General features: G+C 37.3%; 22 protein-coding genes. 19 read left to right on the forward strand and 3 right to left on the reverse strand.

What is annotated here, in order from left to right:
• The first annotated feature begins 94 nt into the window (after window positions 1–94).
• The 18 genes from I6U49_RS05415 (at window position 95) to I6U49_RS05500 (ending at window position 17,923) form a co-directional block, all read left to right on the forward strand.
• Window positions 95–1,576 (forward strand): DUF5687 family protein, encoded by a 1,482-nt coding sequence (locus I6U49_RS05415; RefSeq protein WP_198627886.1) that lies wholly within the window; start codon window positions 95–97, stop codon window positions 1,574–1,576.
• A 10-nt stretch (window positions 1,577–1,586) separates the two neighbouring features.
• Window positions 1,587–2,315, forward strand: a complete 729-nt coding sequence (locus I6U49_RS05420; protein ID WP_198627887.1) for an ABC transporter ATP-binding protein — start codon at window positions 1,587–1,589, stop codon at window positions 2,313–2,315.
• A gap of 87 nt (window positions 2,316–2,402) precedes the next feature.
• Complete coding sequence (gene porW / locus I6U49_RS05425; protein ID WP_232804640.1) at window positions 2,403–4,916, forward strand: type IX secretion system periplasmic lipoprotein PorW/SprE; 2,514 nt, start codon at window positions 2,403–2,405, stop codon at window positions 4,914–4,916.
• Between the two features lie 20 nt (window positions 4,917–4,936).
• Complete coding sequence (locus tag I6U49_RS05430) at window positions 4,937–5,167, forward strand: AtpZ/AtpI family protein (RefSeq protein ID WP_193712125.1); 231 nt, start codon at window positions 4,937–4,939, stop codon at window positions 5,165–5,167.
• Window positions 5,157–5,540, forward strand: a complete 384-nt coding sequence (locus I6U49_RS05435) for a hypothetical protein (protein WP_193712124.1) — start codon at window positions 5,157–5,159, stop codon at window positions 5,538–5,540. Before I6U49_RS05430 ends, I6U49_RS05435 begins: the two co-directional genes overlap by 11 nt.
• A 134-nt stretch (window positions 5,541–5,674) precedes the next feature.
• Window positions 5,675–6,766, forward strand: coding sequence for a F0F1 ATP synthase subunit A (gene atpB, locus I6U49_RS05440; protein ID WP_193712123.1), 1,092 nt, complete (start codon window positions 5,675–5,677; stop codon window positions 6,764–6,766).
• Between the two features lie 24 nt (window positions 6,767–6,790).
• The gene (gene atpE / locus I6U49_RS05445) at window positions 6,791–7,015 is read left to right on the forward strand and encodes an ATP synthase F0 subunit C (protein WP_193712122.1); all 225 of its coding nucleotides are present in this window, start codon (window positions 6,791–6,793) and stop codon (window positions 7,013–7,015) included.
• Window positions 7,016–7,101: 86 nt separating this feature from the next.
• Entirely contained in the window at window positions 7,102–7,596 is a 495-nt protein-coding gene (locus I6U49_RS05450) for a F0F1 ATP synthase subunit B (RefSeq protein ID WP_193712121.1), read from the forward strand.
• 5 nt (window positions 7,597–7,601) lie between these two features.
• A complete protein-coding gene (atpH, locus tag I6U49_RS05455; protein ID WP_198627889.1) occupies window positions 7,602–8,156 on the forward strand; it encodes an ATP synthase F1 subunit delta in 555 nt (184 codons plus the stop codon).
• Between the two features lie 75 nt (window positions 8,157–8,231).
• The gene (gene atpA, locus I6U49_RS05460; RefSeq protein ID WP_198627890.1) at window positions 8,232–9,812 is read left to right on the forward strand and encodes a F0F1 ATP synthase subunit alpha; all 1,581 of its coding nucleotides are present in this window, start codon (window positions 8,232–8,234) and stop codon (window positions 9,810–9,812) included.
• A 119-nt stretch (window positions 9,813–9,931) separates the two neighbouring features.
• Window positions 9,932–10,792, forward strand: coding sequence for an ATP synthase F1 subunit gamma (gene atpG, locus I6U49_RS05465; protein WP_198627891.1), 861 nt, complete (start codon window positions 9,932–9,934; stop codon window positions 10,790–10,792).
• A 113-nt stretch (window positions 10,793–10,905) separates the two neighbouring features.
• Window positions 10,906–11,346, forward strand: a complete 441-nt coding sequence (locus tag I6U49_RS05470; protein ID WP_198627892.1) for a hypothetical protein — start codon at window positions 10,906–10,908, stop codon at window positions 11,344–11,346.
• A 25-nt stretch (window positions 11,347–11,371) separates the two neighbouring features.
• On the forward strand, window positions 11,372–12,823 hold the full coding sequence (locus I6U49_RS05475) for an oligosaccharide flippase family protein (protein WP_198627893.1): 1,452 nt from the start codon (window positions 11,372–11,374) through the stop codon (window positions 12,821–12,823).
• 2 nt (window positions 12,824–12,825) lie between these two features.
• The gene (gene dut, locus I6U49_RS05480; RefSeq protein WP_193712115.1) at window positions 12,826–13,260 is read left to right on the forward strand and encodes a dUTP diphosphatase; all 435 of its coding nucleotides are present in this window, start codon (window positions 12,826–12,828) and stop codon (window positions 13,258–13,260) included.
• 123 nt (window positions 13,261–13,383) lie between these two features.
• The gene (locus I6U49_RS05485) at window positions 13,384–14,400 is read left to right on the forward strand and encodes a sugar phosphate nucleotidyltransferase (RefSeq protein ID WP_198627894.1); all 1,017 of its coding nucleotides are present in this window, start codon (window positions 13,384–13,386) and stop codon (window positions 14,398–14,400) included.
• A gap of 167 nt (window positions 14,401–14,567) precedes the next feature.
• Window positions 14,568–15,929: a tetratricopeptide repeat protein gene (locus I6U49_RS05490; protein WP_198627895.1), complete on the forward strand. Its 1,362-nt coding sequence runs from the start codon at window positions 14,568–14,570 to the stop codon at window positions 15,927–15,929.
• Window positions 15,930–16,700 carry a DUF4292 domain-containing protein gene (locus tag I6U49_RS05495; RefSeq protein WP_198627896.1) on the forward strand — a complete coding sequence of 257 codons (771 nt, stop codon included), beginning with the start codon at window positions 15,930–15,932 and terminating at the stop codon, window positions 16,698–16,700.
• The gene (locus I6U49_RS05500; protein ID WP_193712111.1) at window positions 16,700–17,923 is read left to right on the forward strand and encodes a murein hydrolase activator EnvC family protein; all 1,224 of its coding nucleotides are present in this window, start codon (window positions 16,700–16,702) and stop codon (window positions 17,921–17,923) included. Before I6U49_RS05495 ends, I6U49_RS05500 begins: the two co-directional genes overlap by 1 nt.
• Before the next feature lie 124 nt (window positions 17,924–18,047).
• On the opposite strand, the gene I6U49_RS05505 is transcribed toward I6U49_RS05500, so the two are convergent.
• Both I6U49_RS05505 and I6U49_RS05510 read right to left on the reverse strand, forming a co-directional pair.
• The gene (locus tag I6U49_RS05505) at window positions 18,048–18,560 is read right to left on the reverse strand and encodes an acyl-CoA thioesterase (protein ID WP_198627897.1); all 513 of its coding nucleotides are present in this window, start codon (window positions 18,558–18,560) and stop codon (window positions 18,048–18,050) included.
• 57 nt (window positions 18,561–18,617) lie between these two features.
• Window positions 18,618–19,550 (reverse strand): HU domain-containing protein, encoded by a 933-nt coding sequence (locus tag I6U49_RS05510; RefSeq protein ID WP_193712109.1) that lies wholly within the window; start codon window positions 19,548–19,550, stop codon window positions 18,618–18,620.
• Window positions 19,551–19,648: 98 nt separating this feature from the next.
• Here I6U49_RS05510 and dprA point away from each other — a divergent pair, with 98 nt between their 5' ends.
• Complete coding sequence (gene dprA, locus I6U49_RS05515) at window positions 19,649–20,749, forward strand: DNA-processing protein DprA (RefSeq protein ID WP_198627898.1); 1,101 nt, start codon at window positions 19,649–19,651, stop codon at window positions 20,747–20,749.
• Here dprA and trpS read toward each other — a convergent pair.
• The gene (gene trpS / locus I6U49_RS05520; RefSeq protein ID WP_198627899.1) at window positions 20,746–21,714 is read right to left on the reverse strand and encodes a tryptophan--tRNA ligase; all 969 of its coding nucleotides are present in this window, start codon (window positions 21,712–21,714) and stop codon (window positions 20,746–20,748) included. The genes dprA and trpS overlap by 4 nt on opposite strands.
• Window positions 21,715–21,838 lie beyond the last annotated feature (124 nt).

Below are 21,838 nucleotides of genomic sequence, written 5' to 3' on the forward strand. Positions count from 1 at the left end.
GAATATGAGCTATATTTTGGTCTGGAGATACCTTTAAATTTAATTTAGGCCAATGCTTATTTAATCCCGTTTAGTGGGGAAATTCTTAAAAATTATGTTTCAACGATTTTTGTGGTTAGAGTGGAAGTTTTTTTTTCGTTCTGCCAGTCTTGGGAAGAATATTGGGTTAAAAATCTTCTTAATTTTTCTTGCTTTATATTTTTCGGTGGCATTCTTGGCCTTAGGGATTGGTCTCTACCCATTATTACAGGAAACCTTTCCTAATCAGGACCCTTTACAAATGGTAAATCGGTTTGTTTTACTCTGGCTGGTGTTCGAGCTTGGTTTTAGGTTTATGATTCAAACATTGCCGGTGTTAGATATAAAACCGCTTTTAAATTTACCTATTTCCAGAAGAAAAGCAGTGAACTTTGTGCTGCTTAAGTCTATGTATTCTTTTTTTAACTTTCTGCCCCTATTTATAATTATACCATTCGGGATTTTTTGTATTAACAAAGGCGATTATGGTACCTGGAATATTATAGGATGGATGATAGCCATGATTGCTACCACGCAATGTGTGAATTTTTTAAACTTTCTTATTAAAAAGAAGTTTACTGATAATTTAAAGGCCTTAATTCCCGCAATCTTAGCTGTTGTGATTCTTGGAACATTGGAATATTTTAAAGTCTTCGAGATTAGTTTTTGGTTTGGTAAAATGATGAATTTCCTTGTTTTGAATCCTTATCTTGCTGTTTTGCCTATAGTTATGCTAATTATTCTATATAAATGGAACCAATTAAACCTTGAAAGCAAGTTTTATCTTGATGCAGGTTTAAAAGAAAAACAAAAAGATGCCGATACAAAGAATTTTGAATGGACTAAAAAATTTGGAGTTCTTGCACCTTTTCTTCAATTAGATTTAAAACTTATTTGGAGAAATAAAAGGCCTAAGACCACAATTTATATGTCGTTGCTTTTGTTGGGTTACGGCTTGTTTATTTATCCAGGCGATATGTACGGGCACCCGGCTATGTATGTATTTGTAGGTGTTTTTATGACCGGAATTTTTATGATCAATTTTGGTCAATTTGTGCCTTCCTGGGATGCCTCTTATTACCCCATGATTATGGCGCAAAATATTCCGCTTAAAGATTACCTGTCCTCCAAAGCAATGCTAATTAGTTCCAGTGTGATTGTACTGGCTATTTTAAGCACTCCATATATTTATTTTGGGTGGGATATTTTATTGATAAATATGGTTGCAGCTTTATATAATATTGGTGTGAATGTCCCTATTCTACTTTATTCCGGTTCTTTTAATAAAAAAAGGATAGATCTTGATAAGAGTCCGTTTATGAACTATCAGGGTACAGGAGCCGCTCAATGGATTGTTGGTATTCCTTTAATGTTTTTGCCTGTTTTAATTTTCTGGCTTCTAAACTTTTTTATAAATTTTGAAGCAGGCTTAATTGCTCTTTCTGGTTTGGGACTGTTAGGGCTGCTGTTGCGAGCTAGTTTAATGAAATACATTGCCGGGGTTTATCAAAAAAGAAAATATGCAATGATTAATGGTTTTAAACAAACCGGTGAATAAAATTATAAATATGATAACAGCTACGAATCTTAGTAAAGTTTACGGCGGAACAAAAGTTTTGAACATAGAACATTTAGATATTCCTGAAGGGGAAAGTTTTGGTCTGGTTGGGAATAATGGAGCCGGAAAAACTACCTTTTTCAGCTTACTGCTTGATTTAATCCAGCCTACTGCCGGAAATATTTTTAACCATGAGATCACCGTTAGTCAAAGCGAAGACTGGAAACCTTTTACTGCTTCCTTTATAGATGAAAGTTTTTTGATAGGCTATTTAACCCCCGAAGAATATTTTTATTTCGTGGGTGAATTAAGAGGAGCCAATAAAGCTGATATCGATTCGTTTTTAACGAGTTTTGAAGATTTTTTTCACGGTGAGATTTTAGGCCGAAAAAAATATTTACGCGATCTCTCTAAGGGAAATCAGAAAAAAGTAGGGATTGTAGCTGCTTTAATAGGAAACCCTAAAGTGGTTATTTTAGATGAACCTTTTGCTAATTTAGATCCTACCACCCAAATTCGCTTAAAAAAAATTATTAAAGAACTTACTGAAAATAGAGAGGTTACAGTGTTAATCTCTAGCCATGACCTTATTCATGTAACCGAGGTTTGTGAACGAATAGTAGTTTTGGATAAAGGTGAAGTGGTAAAAGATATTAAAACTTCTGAAGCTACTTTAAGTGAGTTAGAACGCTATTTTTCTGGTGAGGTAGAAGTAACTCAGGCTGAAGAACTATCTTAATTAGGTTTGCATTTATAAAAAGAAGCGTATTTTTGCACACTAAACTTTCTGATTTTTAGTTATAAAGCCATCCAGAACCGGTTGATTTTGAAAATAATTACCAAACTTATTTTGTTTATACTCTTTCTAGGGAGTATTGCGGGCTGTTCCCGAAAAAAGAACACCTTTTTAAACCGAAATTGGCACGCGGTTACTACAGAGTATAATACCCTTTACAATGGTAATATTGGCCTGCAACAGGGGAAAGAAGAGCTTAACCAAAACTATGCCGATAACTATTGGGATATACTGCCCATAGAACGCATGCAAATTGACGAAAATATTGTTTTACCGGACAGTGTTCGAAATCAGAATTTTGGTTATGCTGAAGAAAAGGCTGTAAAAGCTATTCAGCGCCACGCCATGCTTATTGAAGGGAAAGAGAGAAATCCCCAAATCGATGAAGCTTATCTATTATTGGGGAAAGCCAGGTATTTCGATCAGCGTTTTATTCCTGCGCTGGAAGCTTTCAACTATATCTTAAGGCGTTACCCTGCCAGTAACAATATTATTCACGCCCGGGTTTGGCGGGAAAAGACCCATATGCGTCTGGAAAATAATAGACTGGCTATTAATAATCTAAAAAAAGTCTTGGATTTGGAATACCTGGAAGATCAGGATATTGCCGATGCCAGTGCCACTATGGCCCAGGCGTATATCAACCTTAAGCATTTAGATAGTGCGATAGTTCCATTAAGTAACGCCGCAGAGTTTACCGATAAAAACGAAGAAAAGGGCCGCTATTTTTATATTCTCGGCCAACTTTATAATCGTATGGGTGAGCCTGCCAAAGCCAATGCTGCCTTTGATGCGGTTATAGACCTAAACAGAAAATCCCCCAGGGTGTATATGATTAATGCCTATGTGCAAAAAGCACGAAATTTTCAATTGGGGCAGGGAAATAATTATGAATTAAGGGAAATGCTTCGAGACCTGGAGGAAGACCGTGAAAACAGGCCGTATTTAGACAAAATTTATTTTCAAATTGGTGAATATTATAATCGCCTGGACTCTACCGAAACAGCCGTAGAATATTATAAAAAATCCTTGAGGGCACCCGCCAGCGATATTTACCTGCGGTCTATTAATTACGAGATACTGGCAAATATAAATTTCGACAACAGCAAGTATGTATTGGCAAGTAAATATTTTGATAGTACCCTGGCAGAGATGAATCCCAAACTTAGGGAGTTTAGAACTATAAAGAAAAAAAGGGATAATTTAGAAGATGTTATAAAATATGAGGGGATAGCTTATAAAAACGATAGTATATTGCGTTTAAGCCAAATGACATCTGCGGCGCAGTTAGACTATTTTAAAGACTACACCTCCAATTTGCGTACCCGTTTAGAGGCCGATGAGACTGCAAGTATTTTACCAGTAGCTTTGCCAAACATAGCTTCAGGACAACAGCCCAATTCTTCGCGTACATTTTATTTTTATAACGAAACTCGAGTACAACAGGGTAGGCAGGATTTTCTGAATCAATGGGGTGAGAGGCCACTGGCCGACAATTGGCGTTGGGCAGAAGTGAGCTTTGAAAATGAAGATGCTGTAGCAGAAGAAACAGGACTGTCGCAACAGGTTTTGGATAATGATCCAAGATTAGATCCCTATACCTATATTAATCAAATTCCTACAGATTCGGCAGTTTTGGACACTTTAACTCGTGATCGCGACTTTGCCTATTATCAGCTGGGGGTGATTTATAAAGAAAACTTCGGGGAATACCGGATGGCACAGGATAGACTCGAGGCGGTTTTAGAAATGTCTTCAGAAGAGCGTTTTATTTTGCCTGCGATGTATAATTTATACCAGATTTACCAAAACACAGGTCAGGCGTTAAGGGCTGATAAAATGAGGGCTGAAATTGTAACTGATTATCCCGATTCGCGTTACGCGGCCTATATTTTGAATCCTGAAAGCATTCAGGAAGATAAAAATGTTCCTGAAGCGATTTATGCACAGCTGTATCGCGATTTTAAAGCACAGAATTTTGATAAGGTTACTTCTGAATCGAATAGATATATCTCAGAATTTTCCGGAGACGTAATTGTACCCAAATTAGAACTTTTAAAAGCCCAGGCCAGTGGCAGGCTTTTAGGTCTAGATGCCTATAAAAGTGCATTAAATCACGTGGCACTAACCTACCCGCAAAGCGCAGAAGGAAAAAAAGCCCAGGAGATTCTAAATAAAACAATTCCAAAATTAAGCGGCCTGGAGTTTAATGCAGATAGCCTTCAGCAAAATTATAAACTACTTTATAGGTATAAACTTGCAGAAAAAGAAGCTGCCATAGCTTTAGAAGAAAAAATAAAAACAGCCATTTCCGATGTTAATTATAACCATCTTTCGGTTTCTGTAGATGTTTATAGCCCAGAAGAGGTTTTTGTAATGGTTCACGGTCTTAAAGATTTGGAAAGAGCCAAAGGCTTTGCCGAATTACTTCAAATAAATGAAGACTACCTGGTGGAAAAAGAACCAGTTAAAATTTCAACCGAGAATTATAGAGTTGTTCAAATTCAGAAGAATTTGGAAGAATATTCAAAACCAATCAACTAGCATTTTTTCCGGTTTAAAGTATGAAAAAAGATAACCTGAATAAATACATGGTTTTTGTGAATATTGCTTTCCAGATGGGAATCATTATTGCCGGAGGCGTTTTATTGGGGATATGGTTAGATGGTGAGTTCCCCAATAAATATTCTGTATTTACGATTTCATTATCCTTATTAGGGGTTTTTATAGCGCTTTACCAGGTCTATAGGAGTGTAATTAAAATGAGCGAAGAAGACGAAAAATATGAAAAATGATTTACTGGCTTTCTTAAAGCGATTGTTGCCTTTTACTTTGTTTTTGTGGTTAATACAATTTCTTTTACAACAGTATGTTTTAGAGTTAGATTTCTACTACAGTAGTTTTAGTATCTACCTTTTTCATTTTGTGGCCACCTTTCTAATTTATTCAATCCTGGTTTTTGTTTACCGTAATTTTACCGAAAATACCGGTTTTGCTTTTATGGGATTAAGTTTGTTAAAAATGGTGATGGCCGTAATTTTCCTGCTTCCTCTGGTTTTAAGTGGTTTAGATGGCGTATTTAGTAATATTCTTGCGTTTTTTATTCCTTATTTTTTGTTTTTGATCTTTGAGACGCTATATGCGGTGAAACTAATAAACAAAGCTTAAGCTCCTGTTTGTCAGTAATAATGCAAAAAATAACACTTTTGCTAAAATTTTAGTTGGGGTGCTTTCAAATAAAAATTAAAAGTATACCTTTGCACCCGAATTTAGAGCCCATAATTTTAAGCAGAACAGGTACTATGATAGCACATAAATCTTTAAAGATTATAGTGACGTTTACACTAGCCTTAGCCTTACTTCCTTTTAACGCTTTTGCCAAGGATGATTCTCAGGCAGAAGAAAGTAAAAATGATTTTAATCCTACCGATATGATTATGCATCATATTGGCGATGCCCATGGATGGCATTTTTTTGGCGCGGGAGATAGTTCGGTTACTTTGCCCCTTCCCGTAATTCTTTACACTAAAGAAGATGGATTTGTAACCTTTATGTCAAGTGAGTTTCATCACGATACCGAAGGGAAATACGTGGTTGAAAAGGACGGTATGCGTTTTGTGAATTATCATGAAGATATATACAAATTAGATGCGGGTGCAGAAACTGTAGAGTTTGATGAAGAACATAATGTTATAAATGCCAGTAAGCCCTGGGATTTTTCTATTACCAAGAATGTGGCCGCTATGCTTTTAACGGTTATTTTAATGTTGATTTTCTTCTTTGGCCTGGCCGGGCATCATAAAAAGAGTAAAAAGGCTCCTGCCGGTTTCAATAATATTTTAGAAACATTGGTTCTTTTTGTGCGCGATGAAATTGCAAAGCCTCAAATTGGCGATAAGAAGTATATGAAGTTTATGCCGTTTTTGTTAACTGTGTTTTTCTTTATATGGATTACAAACCTTTTAGGTCTCCTGCCTGGTGCAGCTAACGTTACCGGGAATATTGCGGTAACTGTTTCATTAGGGCTTTTTACTCTTGTGTTAATAGTGTTTAACGGGAATAAGGATTTTTGGAAGCATACACTATGGATGCCGGGTATACCAACTTTTGTAAAACCTATCCTGGCGGTTGTAGAATTGCTTGGGCTGCTAATAAAGCCTATTGCATTAATGATTCGTCTATTCGCTAATATTACAGCAGGGCACATTATTATCCTAAGTTTATTAGCCTTGATATTTATATTGGAAAATGCTGGGGTTGCCGGAATTTCGGTTCCCTTCGCACTTTTTATTACAGTACTGGAATTGCTGGTAGCATTCCTTCAAGCGTTTATTTTTACTATGCTGTCGGCCTTGTTTATTGGGGCTGCGGTAGAGGAACATGAACATCATTAATTTTAATTTTTAATTTTTTTTACTATGGAATTATTACACGTAGGTCTTGCAGCTTTAGGAGCTGGATTAGCAGTTATTGGAGCCGCTTATGGCGTTGGTAAAATTGGTGGTTCAGCGATGGACGCTATTGCCCGTCAGCCAGAGGCTTCTGGGAAAATCCAGACTGCAATGATTATTGCTGCTGCACTTGTAGAGGGTGTTGCTCTTTTTGGAGTGGTAGCAGCTTTATTAGGGGTTTTAACTTCCTAATAAGAATTCACAAAACCCATTCGCAACGGTTGGTTGCGAATGGGCTTTTAAAAAATGATGTTAACAGGTATTATAAATAAATAATTATGGATTTAATTACTCCGGAAGTTGGTCTTATTTTTTGGCAAACTATTGTCTTTTTAGTATTGATGTTTATTCTTGCTAAATTCGCCTGGAAGCCAATTCTTGGTGCGGTAAGGACCCGCGAAGAGTCTATTAATGAAGCTCTTGCTTCTGCTGAAGATGCGCGTAAAGAAATGCAAAATCTAAAGGCAGACAATGAGAAATTGTTGCAGGAGGCGCGTGCAGAAAGAGATGAGATTCTTAAGGAAGCACGACAGCTAAAAGAGAAAATGGTTTCTGAGGCTGAGGCAGATGCACAAAGTAAAGCAGATAGTATTGTGGCTAAGGCCAAAGAGAGTATTGAAATAGAGAAGCGTGCAGCTATGGCAGATATTAAAAACCAGGTTGCGACCCTTTCTATAGAAATAGCCGAGAAGGTTATAGGTAAAGAATTAGCCACTGAGGAGAAGCAGCATCAGATGATTGATAAGATGTTGAATGATGCTACCTTAAATTAAGACACATGAAAGGAACCAGGGCAGCACAACGTTACGCTAAGGCGATTTTAGATTTGGCTAAGGAAAAAAATACTACTGAGGGTGTTTTTACCGATATGCAGCAAATTTCTCAAACAATTGCTAAAAGTGAAGATCTTTCGGCTATGCTAAAAAGTCCGGTTGTTAATACAACGGTTAAAAAAGCTAGTTTAAAAGAGATATTTAAGGGCGCAGGAGAGATTACCCAGGGTGTTTTTGATGTGCTTATTGAAAACGGAAGAATTAATATTCTTGACCTGGTAGCGCGAAATTATATACAGCGTTTTAACGAGATGAATCGTTCTCAGGAGGCGGTAGTAACTTCTGCAGTTCCATTAACACCAGAGCTTGAAGATAAGATTTTAGCCAAGGTAAAAGAATTGACAGGTGCCGGCGCAAAAATTAAAAACGTTGTGAATAAGGATATTATTGGAGGTTTTGTTTTAAGAGTTGGTGATTTGCAATATGACGCCAGCGTATCAAGAAACCTTAACAGGTTAAAAAGGGAATTAAAAACAAACGCATATATATCATCTATATAAAATGCCCTTAATGGGCTTTTAAAAAGTTAATAAAAACCGTCACGTAAATATTGTGGCATTTTATCTTAAATAATTATGGCAGAAGTAAATCCTGCTGAAGTATCAGCAATATTAAAGAAACAATTATCAGGTTTTGAAAGCGGAGCCTCTTTAGACGAGGTGGGAACTGTACTTACTGTTGGTGATGGTATCGCTAACGTTTATGGTTTGGCAAACGCACAATACGGAGAATTGGTTCAGTTTGAAAGCGGCCTCGAAGGAATGGTATTAAACCTTGAGGAAGACAATGTAGGTATTGTACTATTAGGCCCTTCTAAAGATGTTAGGGAAGGATCTGTAGTAAAAAGAACCAATAGAATTGCTTCTATAAACGTTGGTGAAGGCATAGTAGGTCGTGTAGTAGACACCTTGGGAGACCCTATAGATGGAAAAGGTGATATTGAAGGAGAAACTTTTCAGATGCCATTAGAGCGTAAAGCGCCGGGAGTAATTTATCGTCAACCGGTAAGTGAACCTATGCAAACAGGAATCAAATCTATCGATGCGATGGTGCCTGTTGGTAGAGGGCAGCGTGAGCTTGTGATTGGTGACCGTCAAACAGGTAAAACTACCGTTTGTATTGATACCATTCTAAACCAAAAAGAATTTTACGATGCAGGGGAACCTGTACACTGTATATATGTTGCTATTGGGCAAAAAGCTTCAACGGTAGCAGGTATCGCAAAAGTACTTGAAGATAAAGGTGCTTTGGCTTATACTACTATTGTAGCGGCAAACGCTTCAGATCCTGCTCCTATGCAGGTATATGCTCCGTTTGCAGGTGCTGCTATTGGTGAGTATTTTAGAGATACCGGTCGTCCGGCCTTAATTATTTATGATGATCTTTCTAAGCAGGCGGTAGCTTACCGTGAGGTATCTTTGCTTTTACGTCGCCCACCGGGACGTGAAGCATACCCTGGAGACGTTTTCTTCTTGCACTCTAGATTGTTAGAGCGTGCTGCAAAGGTTATCAACGACGATGATATTGCAAAAAATATGAACGACCTTCCTGATTCCCTAAAGGGAAAAATAAAAGGAGGTGGCTCTTTAACGGCACTGCCAATTATTGAAACACAGGCAGGTGACGTTTCGGCTTATATCCCAACCAACGTAATTTCGATTACCGATGGACAGATCTTCCTTACTTCAGATTTATTTAACTCTGGGGTTCGTCCTGCAATTGATGTGGGTATTTCTGTATCTCGTGTAGGAGGTTCGGCTCAAATTAAATCGATGAAGAAAGTTGCCGGTACTTTAAAATTAGACCAGGCACAGTATCGTGAATTGGAAGCTTTTGCTAAGTTTGGTTCAGATTTAGATCCTACAACCTTAAGAGTTATTCAAAAAGGTAAGCGTAACGTAGAAATCCTTAAGCAGGCTGAAAACGATCCTTATGCGGTAGAAGACCAGATTGCAATTATTTATGCGGGTTCTAAAAACTTACTAAGAGATGTGCCGGTAGAGAAGGTGAAGGAATTTGAAAAAGATTACCTGGAATATCTTAACGCAAAGCATAGAGATATGCTAGATACACTAAAAGCCGGTAAATTAACCGATGAGGTTACAGATACCCTGGTTGCAGTAGCGAAAGAGCTTTCAGCTAAATATAAGAAATAGTATTGAGTATTGAGCTTGTTGTAGTTAGAAACTTAGGTTCATATTTAAACTTTATATAAATTATAGGTATCGGGTATTTTGTGTAAAATCTAAATACTCGATACTCAATACTAAATAAAATGGCAAACTTAAAAGAATTACGTAGCAGGATTACTTCGGTATCATCAACGATGCAGATTACCAGTGCCATGAAGATGGTGTCGGCAGCAAAGTTGAGCCGGGCTCAGGATGCAATTACGCAAATGAGACCGTATTCTGAAAAATTAACGCAGCTGTTACAAGATTTAAGTGCAACCCTGGATGACGATGCCAGTAGCAAATACGCTGAAGAACGCGAAGTGAAAAACGTGTTAATGGTGGCTATATCTTCAAATAAGGGTCTGGCGGGTGCTTTTAATACCAACATTGTAAAAGCCGTTAAGTATAAAGCCGGTAGCGATTATGATGCTAAAAAGGTAGATCTTTACACCCTGGGTAAAAAGGCAAACGATGTACTTAAAAAAGACTACGGGATTTTTAAAAATAATAATGAGATCTACGACGATCTTTCTTATGAAAATGTATCCGCGATAGCCGAAGAATTAATGCAGTTGTTCTTAGATGAAAAATACGACAAAATTGTATTGGTATACAACCAGTTTAAGAATGCCGCAACCCAAATTGTACAGCACGAACAGTTTTTGCCTATAGAGCAGTTTGAAACTGAAGAAGAAAAGCAACTTGACTATATTTTTGAACCTTCAAAAGATGAAATAGTAAAAGAACTTATCCCTAAATCTCTAAAGATGCAATTGTTTAAAGCATTAAGGGATTCTTTTGCATCTGAACACGGCGCGCGTATGACGGCAATGCACAAAGCAACTGATAACGCAAAAGAGCTGCGTGACGACCTTAAATTGTCTTATAACAAAGCGAGACAAGCTTCTATTACCAACGAAATCCTTGAAATTGTTGGTGGTGCCGAGGCTTTAAATGGATAAGCTTTATATAATATTCCGGAAATACTTCCGTTTTTAAAAACCCGTATGTTAGTACGGGTTTTTTATTTGGTATAGGTTTTGTTTTTGTACTTTTAAACTGCAATATTTCTATTATGAAGAAACTACTATTTTTACTTACCGGTATATTTGCTTTGAGCTTAGTTACAAGCTGTGGCAGCAATAAGGAATTGCAGGAACGTGCTCCTGCACAGTTTCAGGATATTTATTATACAGAGAATGAGAATGGGTTAGATCTCTACATTCCTGTGGCTGTTATCCAGGAAAACAGGGTGAGTATGGATAGTGTCTATTTTAGAGGAATGAAATCTCCATTGGTGCGTGATAGTGAACAAACCAACCTTTTTATAGCCAATTTTAGTACCGGTGCTATGGATATTATGAGTATTGATCCGGCCGAAGAGAACAAAAACAGGCTTCCGCAACGAACTGAGAAAGTTCCTTTTGAGATTCAAGACGATGAAGCTATTCTCGTGTTTACACAAAACAACAAAACAAAATATTACAAGCTAACTGGAATAGAAGCGCAAAACTAAGCCTAAAATCTAATTATTCTTAAGGTTGGGTATTTTTAAAAAACTTTTTCAACAAACATTTATATACGGGCTTGCCACGGTGTTGCCCCGCATGCTCAATGTTTTATTAATTCCGCTTTATACGCACGTTCTACCAAAGGAAGAATACGGCGAGATTTCTATCATCTTCGCCTATTTTGTGTTTTTTAATGTTATCCTGGCTTATGGGATGGAAACAGCGTTTTTTAGGTTTTATAATAAAATGAAAAACAAAAGAGAAGTTTTAAATACTTCCGGCTGGTCCCTGGTAGTGAGTTCCTTAGTGTTTTTTGTCCTGGCCTTTTTGGTAAAGGATTTTATTGCTGAAATGGTGAATATCCCGGTTAAGTATATTCAACTGGTTATTTGGATACTATTTTTGGATGCATTGGTTATTATCCCATTTACCTGGCTTCGTGCTACCGAAAAACCCATGCGTTTCGCAATCATTAAACTTATTAATGTTAGTATAAACCTGGGATTAAACATATTCTTCTTGCTGTTTTTAAAAGACCTGGCTATAGATAATCCGGTTTTTGAGAGCATCTATGTGCCAGATTTCGAGATTAGCTATATTTTCATCTCTAACGTGGTGGCCAGTGCAGTTACGTTATTAATGATGCTACCTTTCTATTTTAAAATAAACTTCAGCTTTAATACCGTTTTATGGAAATCGATGATGTCTTATGCATTTCCGGTTTTAATTGCCGGTCTGGCCTTTTCTGTAAATGAAGTTTTTGATAGAATAATGTTAGATTATTTGCTGCCACAGGATATAGCCAGGGAAGAAATTGGGGCTTATGCTGCCTGCTATAAATTAGCCTTGTTTATGACGCTTTTTGCTACTGCTTTTAGGCTGGGCATAGAACCTTTTTTCTTTAGTCACGCCGAAAATAAAAATGCACCGGAAACTTATGCGATAATCACGAAATATTTTGTGGTTTTTGGAAGCTTTATTCTTATTGCCGTTATCGTCTTTATAGATCTTTTAAAAGAACTTTTAATCCAGAATAGTACTTATTGGGAAGCAATGCATATTGTGCCGCTTATTTTGCTGGCTAATCTTTTCCTTGGAATATATCATAACCTCTCTGTTTGGTATAAGATTACAGATCGCACCCGTTTTGGCGGGTACATCTCGGTAGTTGGTGCTTTATTCACCCTTGCTCTCAATATTATTTTAATCCCCTTTATAAGCTATACGGGTTCTGCGATTGCAACATTGGTGGCTTATGCTGTTATGATGTCGCTTTCTTATTTTTTCGGAAAAAAATATTATCCTATTCCCTACAATCTTAAAAAAATAGGCAGCTATTTAATGCTTTCCGTCCTATTTTCGGTATTTTCATTTTATGTCTTCCGCGGAAATTATTTTGTTGGAATAAGCTTATTATTAATCTTTCTCGGAACCGTATATGTTGCAGAAAGAAAACAATTTATTAAAATCTTACAATCTTAAATATGCAAGTAAAGATCATCAATAAATCGGCACACAAACTGCCGCATTACGAAACTGAAGCTTCGGCAGGAATGGACCTTAGAGCCAATATTTCTGAAGCTGTTACGTTAAAACCATTAGAAAGAACAATCGTTAAAACGGGACTTTTTATAGAGCTTCCGGTAGGTTACGAGGCCCAGGTAAGACCACGAAGTGGCCTGGCCGCTAAAAAAGGGATTACAGTATTGAATGCTCCCGGTACCATAGATGCCGATTATCGCGGTGAAATTGGGGTTATTTTGGTGAATCTTTCTAACGAAGAATTTACAATAGAAAATGGAGAGCGTGTAGCCCAAATGGTAATTGCTAAACACGAACATATTTCCTGGGAAGAGGTAGAAAGCCTGCAAGAAACCACACGTGGTGCCGGCGGATTTGGTAGTACCGGGAATAAATAACACCCGTAGTTCTCACGGGATTTTAAAGGGAGAACTTACTAATTTTTAACCTTCGGGTTAGTTGTGCGAAAAATTAATATAAATATAGATCTTATAAATAATAAGGTCTTAAAAACAAATTAAATGAAAATTATAGTGCCTATGGCGGGTCGTGGTTCAAGACTGCGCCCTCATACCTTAACTATTCCAAAACCTTTAATTCCGGTTGCGGGAAAACCAATTGTACACCGTTTGGTAGAGGATATTGCAAAAGTACTTGACCAACCTATAGATGAGATTGCTTTTATTTTGGGCGATCCCGCTTTCTTTGGTGACGATGTTGTAAAGAGTTTAGAGGAATTAGCTGAAAGTTTAAATGCAAAAGCATCAATTTACCGCCAGGATCAACCTTTGGGAACCGGCCACGCTATTATGAGTGCTAAAGAATCACTTTCCGGTCCTGCAGTGGTTGCTTATGCCGATACTTTGATAAAGGCCGATTTTGAGCTAGATAAAGATGTCGATGCAGTAATTTGGACTAAAAAAGTGGCCAACCCTGAAGCTTTTGGGGTGGTAAACCTTAATGAAAAAAACGAGATTATAGAATTGGTTGAAAAACCAACAGAGTTTGTTAGCGACCAGGCCGTAATAGGTATCTATTATTTTAAAGATATTGCCGTCTTAAAAGAGAAATTGGAAGAGGTTCTTGATGAAAACCTAATGCACGGTGGCGAATACCAAATTAATGATGGTATTAAAAAAATGATGGCCGAAAATAAGGTTTTTAAAACCGGAACCGTAGATGAATGGATGGACTGCGGAAACAAAAATGTTACCGTAGAAACCAATGGTAAAATGCTTAATTTTCTTCACCGGGATGGTGAAAGGTTAATCTCAGACTCTATTAAGATTACTAATTCTGAAATTACCGAGCCTTGTTATATCGGAGAAAATGTAGAGCTGGTGAATGCTAAAATTGGCCCTAATGTTTCCATTGGCGATGGTACCAAAATTATTAACGCTGAAGTGAAGAATAGTCTAATTCAAACTTTTGCTGAAGTGAAAAATGCAAAATTAGATAATGCGATGATAGGTAATTTCGCTAAATTTAATGGAGAATTCACCCAGATTAGTATTGGGGATTATTCCACTTTAGAATAAACTTAATTAAGAGGTTGTTTGAAGAATTTTAAGATCGTCATCCTGAATTTATTTCAGGATCTAATTTATTGTTCGTCAAAACATGTTAGAAGCTGAAACCAGTTCAGCTTGACGAAACCTGATTTTTCAAACAACCTCTTTACTTCAATTTTCCTGAAATTTAATCTATGAAAAAGTATGTCTTTAGTATCGCTATATTTTTGGGAGTCTTAGCTCCATTTCAGGAAAATTTTGCCCAGGAAAAAGACATAAATCAGGATGACCTCGGAAATGTAACCGATGCATTTCAGGAGCAATTCTTCGAGGCTTTAAAACAAAAAGGCATAGAGAACTATGAAAAAGCTTTACTTGCTTTAGAAAAATGCCAAAAGTTGGAACCTGATAATGCGGTTGTATATTTTGAAATGGCCAGGAATTATAATGAATTGGAGGATTTTGATAAGGCTATTCTTAATCTTGAAAAAGCACATCAGTTGGTGCCCGAAAGGGAAGATGTACTCAACCAACTTTACAAAACATATACCAGGGCACAACGCTATGATGCCGCAATAGAAAGCTTACTGAAGCTTCTTAATTTTAACGAAGATTATAAAGAAAAACTTGCCAATATTTATTTATTAAATAAGCAATACGAGCAAGCTCTTGAAACCATAGATGAATTAGACCGGCGGGAAGGCCCCAGCACTTATCGAAACCAACTACGCAGGCAAATTTATGCACGAACCGGCGATACCGGAGCTCAAATAGAGAACCTGGAGAAGGCAATTTCCAATAATCCTAAAAACGAACAAAATTACCTGAACCTTATTTATATCTATAGTGATATTGGTGATGATGAAAAAGCTTATAACACCGCTTTACAGTTGCAGGAGACTAATCCGGGCTCTACTTTGGTGCATTTGGCCCTTTATAAATTTCATCTAAATAGGGAAGAGCCTGAAGAGGCAGTAACTTCAATGAAAATTGTTTTTGAAAGTGAAGAAATTGATGCCGAATCTAAATTTAAGGTACTTAATGATTTTTTAATTTTTGTAGATAATAATCCCGATTATGAAGAAGATTTAATGCAGGTAAGCAAAATGCTTAGTGAGCGTGAAAATGCACCCAAACTCTACGGCCAATTGGGGCAATATTATATGAAACGTGGAGAACTAGAAGATGCATTAAATTTCTTTAAAGCCGGCCTTGCAGCAAATAAAGAAGATTTTCAGTTGGTAAGAAATACAATTTTTCTACAATTAGAGTTGGGAAAATATAAAGAGGCTCAACTTTTGAGTAAAGAAATGTTAGAAGTATTTCCGGCGCAGCCAGTTTTATTTTTATTGCAGGGTATAGCACTAAACAAACTGGAGGCATATAAGGAAGCTGTAGAAATACTTACATTTGGACTGGATTATTTAATAGATAGCCCCAGGATGGAAATAGACTTTTACACACAGTTAAAAATAGCCCATCAAAAATTGGGAGAAGAAAAGAAATCGGTTGAATTTTCAAAGAAAATAGAAACCTTATTAAAAGAAATAGAATAGATGTATAGAAAGATATTGGGACTGGTTTTACTTAGCCTTTTTGTAGTTTCCTGCGGAAGCCGAAAAGGAGTAAAGGGAATTGCCACAAAAAATGCGGAAGCAGCAACAATTATAGAAAGTCATTATAATGCTGAAACCAACTTTAATACACTTACCGGAAGGTTAAAAACTGTTTATCAAAACGAAGATCGTACCCAATCGGTCAACCTAAGCTTTAGAATGGAGAAAGATAAGGCTATTTGGATGAGTGCTTCGGTACTTGGATTTCCGGTAGCCAAGGCTTATATCACTCCATCTCGGGTAAGTTATTACGAAAAGGTGGGGCAAACCTATTTTGATGGTGATTTTCGCTTGCTAAGTGATTTACTGGGTACCCCATTAGATTTTCAGAAACTTCAAAATCTGCTTACAGGCCAGGCAATTTATGATCTTAGGAAAGAAGAATTTGAATTTTCACAAACCGCAAAAGGCTTTCAGTTTATGCCTGCTCAAGACGGATTAATAAAAAAAATGTTCTTATTGAATCCGGGTAATTTTAAAGCTTCTGCCCAGCAACTGGCACAAACAAACGAAAATAAAAGTGTAACGGTAACCTATTCTGATTATCAGAACATAGACGGTAGGGTTTTTCCGGAAGAAATAAGTATCATTGCCAACGAGGCTGGAAATAGTACAAGAATAGAACTTACGTACCGCTCATTGGAATTTGATCGCGGTGAGTTGAGTTTTCCGTTCGATATTCCGTCGGGTTATGAAGAAATTAGTTTATAATGAAGTTTAAGAAGTTTTCTGGATTAATATTCTGTTTTATAGGCTTACTGCTTTCCGCGGGGAATTTGTCGGCTCAAACAACCAGGGAAAGCCTGGAGAAAAAGCGTATTGAACTTAGAAATGAGATTCGTAGAATAAACGAACTAAGAAGCAGTAATAAGCAAAAAGAACGCTCGGTTTTAAGTCAGGTTGAAGATTTAGATCAACAAATAAGAAGTACCGAAAACTTAATAAAAGTAACCAACCAGCAGGCCAACCTGTTAACTAATCAAATAAACGCCAATACCAACAAGATTTCGCGTCTAAGAAAGGAATTGGAGGAGCTTAAGGAAGATTATGCCGGGATGATAGAGAAATCTTATAAAAGTAAATCTTCGCAAAGCAGAATAATGTTCTTGTTGTCTTCAGAAAACTTTTTACAGGCATACAAACGCTTGCAGTATATGAAACAATATACAAACTACCGTAAACAGCAAGGAGATGAAATTAAAGCCAGAACCGAAGAACTGCAGGAGCTTAATGCCAGTTTAGCCAATCAAAAAGAGGCCAAGGAGGCACTTATTGCTGAAAATAGGCAAACAAGGGCGCAACTTGAAAAGAATAAAAAAGCCCAGCAGGATTTGATGCAGAGCATTAGAAGTAGAGAAGGAGAGTTTGCAGCACAGATTAGGCAGAAACAACAAGAAATAAATAAAATAAACGCCCAAATCGAGAAAATGATTCGCGAGTCTATTGCGAAATCTAATGAAGAAAGCGGTTCTAGCGAAAGGGATGTTTACGAATTAACACCGGCTGCCAAAGCGCTTGCTGCCGACTTTGTTAAAAATAAAGGTCGTTTGCCATGGCCGGTAAGATCTGGTGTGGTTACTTCTCGTTTTGGCAGGCAACCACACCCTGTTGTGAAGTCTATTAGTATTAATAATAACGGAGTGAATATAGATACCGATTCCGGTGGAAAAGCCCGTGCTGTATTTAATGGTACCGTTAGTGAAGTGCAGGTGCTAAAAGGTGCCAATAAAGCGGTGATGGTAAGGCACGGAGATTATATTACTATTTACGATAACCTGGAAAACGTATTTGTAAAAAAGGGAGATGTAGTGAATACCGGACAGGAACTTGGTGCTATTGCTACCAGTCGTACCTCGGGTAAAACTACTTTGCATTTTCTCATCTATAAGAATATGCAAAAAATGGATCCGGCAGATTGGATCCTGGAGATGTAATTTAGCTACCCTAAACAGATTCAGTTGATTTCCTGCAAGGCTAGACGTATTGACTAAATTATTATAATAGTGCTATTTAGCTTTTAATGTGAAAGCTTGGGAAATAAATAGACTTATTATATTATTAATTCTCAAATAAAGCCTTGAGTTCTGTAGCTTCGTTAGGCTTCATTTTTCCTGCAAGTACCAGGCTAAGTTGTTTTCTTCGCAAAGCAGCTTCGTAGCGCTTTTTTTCGAGGTCTGTTTCTGGTTCTAAAGGAGGAACAGCTACAGGAGAACCGGTCTCGTCTACAGCTACAAATGTATAGATAGCCTCGTTTGCCTTAGAACGTTTTCCGCTTTCACGATCTTCAACCCAAACATCTATAAAAATTTCCATAGAAGACTTAAAAGCCCTTGAAACAGCAGCCTCTACAGTAACCACACTGCCTAATGGAACAGCTTTGTTAAACGCAACGTGGTTTACCGAGGCGGTAACCACAATACGGCGGCTATGTCTCCTGGCAGCAATACTGGCCGCACGATCCATTCGGGCAAGTAATTCGCCACCAAATAAATTGTTTAGAGGATTGGTTTCACTGGGTAAAACCAAATCGGTTAAAGTAGTTCTGGATTCTTCTGGATGTTTTGCCTGCATTCTACCAATTTTTGGCAAAAATAAGGTGCTTTGGGCAATTTACAACTTAAATAACTATTAAAGTTCCTGTACCAATAACCACGCTGCTTCATTAAAAGCTTTTACCTCGCGAAGCATATTAATGGCATCACGCCTTTTTTCGTGGCTGGCATAAACCACCTGGTGCAAACCATATTTATTTTCGCCAAGTAGATGTGCTTTAAAGCCTTCTTTTCTAAGTTCAGCTACTTTGGTTTTTGCATTTTCCTCTACACGAAATGCCCCGGCTACAATATGATAGCTTCCGGTTTGCTTAGCTACGTTAAAAGTAACGGCCGGTAATGGGGTGTCAATTACAAAGGTGGCTTGTTGTATTTGCTCCTGAAGTTGTTCCTGGGCTTGTTGCTGCTCGGCTATATTATGTTTAGAAACCTGGCTACTGTAAATGTTTAAGCCGGTAAAACCAGAAATTCCCAGGGCAATAAGGCCTATGGCAGCATATTTTAGATAAGCAGGAGTATTTCTGCGTTTTTCGGGAGTAAAAAGTATAGGAGCTTTTTCTTCAAGCTCTTCCACTTGTTTTTTGTAAGTCTCCCGACTAACTGTTGAAGTTTTAAAGCTATCCAGTCCAAAAGAATCGGTTAAGTAATTAACCTGTTCAAAAGGTTCAAACTGAAGTTTGTCTTCAGCATAAAAAAACCGACCAATATTTTCAAGCTCAACCTTAGTGTCTTGCTGAATGGATTTTTCTAACTTCTCAACAAATTCAGCAATCATATTCACGGCAGTAGTGTAAGATACTTTTTGAGCTGAGGCAATATAATTAGCCAAAAGCCCATCGTTCTTTTTTAACTGCGAATTAAAGGAAACCACTTTTTTAGGCGGATAAAAAACCTGGGTTTCTTTGTTTATAAAAGCTGATTCTTTTTGGGATAAAAAAGCCCCAAACCCGGGTAGAATTACGCATTCGTACCTATATAATAAATCCTGGATGTAGTTAGCTATCTTCATTGCCGCAAAAATAAGGTGTTATTTTAATCCTCCTAAAGTTACCCAAAGAAATTTTATTAACAAACCTTTTTTTCTGTAATTTTAAGGAAAACCCAATTATGTCTTCAGAAGAATTATTATATATCCTTGCTTTGCAACATATTCCAAATCTGGGAGATACAACTGCCAAGAAACTAATTGGGCATTTTGGAACTGCTAAAAATGTTTTAAAACAGAGAAAACAAAATTTATTAGAAATTGATGGTATTGGTGCCTACCGTTTAAGTGGGTTTTTTGATGTTACTCACCTAAAAGCAGCCGAAGAAGAGCTTAAATTCATTGAAAAGAACAATATAAAAACACTTTATTTTAAAGACAGCGATTATCCAGACAAATTAAAACACTGTATAGATGGCCCGGTGTTGTTATTTCAAAGAGGAAATATAAACCTTAATAATCAAAAGATTATTAGTGTAGTAGGAACCCGAAAAATCACTCAAAGTGGTGTTGCATTTTGTGAAAAATTTATCGAAGAACTAAGTCCGTTAAATCCTATAATTGTTTCGGGTTTTGCTTATGGGGTAGATATTACAGCGCATAAAGCGGCCGTAGCCAATAGGCTTCAAAATATTGGGTGTTTGGCGCATGGTTTAAATCAAATTTATCCCAAAGTGCATCAAAAATACGTGAGTTCGGTAGAAGAAAATGGAGGCTTTTTTACCGATTTTTGGAGCAGCGACGATTTCGACAGAAATAATTTTTTAAAGCGCAACCGGATAATCGCCGGCCTAAGTGAGGCTACCGTGGTGATAGAAAGTGCCGAAAAAGGCGGTTCGCTGGTTACTGCAGATATTGCGAACTCTTATAACCGGGAAGTATTTGCGGTACCGGGCCGGCCTGCCGATAAATTTAGCAAGGGTTGTAATAACCTTATAAAATCTCAAAAAGCACATTTGTTGAACAGTGCAGCCGATTTGATTTATATGCTTAATTGGAAGCCGGAAGAAGCAATAAAACCGGTGCAAAAACAGATGTTTGTAGAACTTGATGCCGAGGAGAATAATATATTGGATTTTTTGCAAAAAGAAGGGAAAGCCCAGTTAGATAGCATAGCTTTAAACTGTAACTTTCCCTCTTATAAAGCTGCGGGTATTCTAATTAACATGGAATTAAAAGGCGTTGTACGCCCATTACCCGGTAAATTATTTGAATTAATCTAGTAGCCTACTTTGTTTCTTACCCTATGTAATACTTCATTAGCTACATTTCTGGCTTTTTCGGCACCTACTTCCAGGGCTTTGTCTATTTCTTCCAGATTGTTCATGTAATATTCATACTTTTTACGTGGAGTTTCAAATTGCTCTAAAAGTAGTTCGTATAAAGCTTGTTTAGCGTGGCCATAGCCAAATCCGCCGGCTTCATATTTTTTACGCATTTCGGTAACCTGTTCTTCGCTGGCTACTAATTTATAAAGTGTAAAAACATTACAGGTATCGGGGTTTTTAGGTTCCTCTAGAGCAGTGCTATCGGTAGCAATGGCCATAATTTGTTTCCTTAGCTTTTTATCGCTTACAAATAGGTTTATGGTATTATCTTTAGATTTGCTCATCTTGGCACCATCGGTACCCGGTACATATTTTGTGCTTTCCTGAACTTTTGCCTCGGGAATTATAAAAGCTTCTCCCATTTTAGCGTGAAAACGAGAGGCCACGTCACGTGTAATTTCTAAATGTTGAAGCTGGTCTTTTCCTACGGGCACAATTTCGGCATCATAAAGTAATATATCGGCCGCCATTAGCATAGGGTAGGTGAAAAGTCCCGCGTTTACATCTTCCAGCCTATCGGCCTTATCTTTAAAAGAATGTGCCAGGGTTAAACGCTGGTAGGGGAAAAAACAACTTAAATACCAGGAAAGCTCTGCAGTTTGCGGAATATCGCTTTGGCGATAAAAAACTGTTTTTTCAATATCTATACCACAAGCCAGCCAGGTTGCCGCCACAGAGTAGGTGTTGTTTCTTAAAGTTTCGGCATCTTTTATTTGGGTTAGCGAATGCATATCTGCAATAAATATAAAAGAATCGTTATCGGGTTTATTGGCCATTTCTATAGCCGGTAAAATTGCACCCAATAAATTTCCCAAGTGTGGAGTTCCTGTGCTTTGTACTCCTGTAAGAATTCTGGACATCTGCTTTTTGGTTTTTGTGCAAAGGTACTTTTTTTACCGAATTCGTTCGGTTCATTTTAGTACTTTTGGCTGCTATGAGCATTATGCGATCTATACTTATTATTTTATGGCGAATTTGGTTTTA

The sequence above is a fragment of the Salegentibacter maritimus genome, assembly GCF_016236915.1.
GTDB classification, from domain to species: domain Bacteria; phylum Bacteroidota; class Bacteroidia; order Flavobacteriales; family Flavobacteriaceae; genus Salegentibacter; species Salegentibacter maritimus.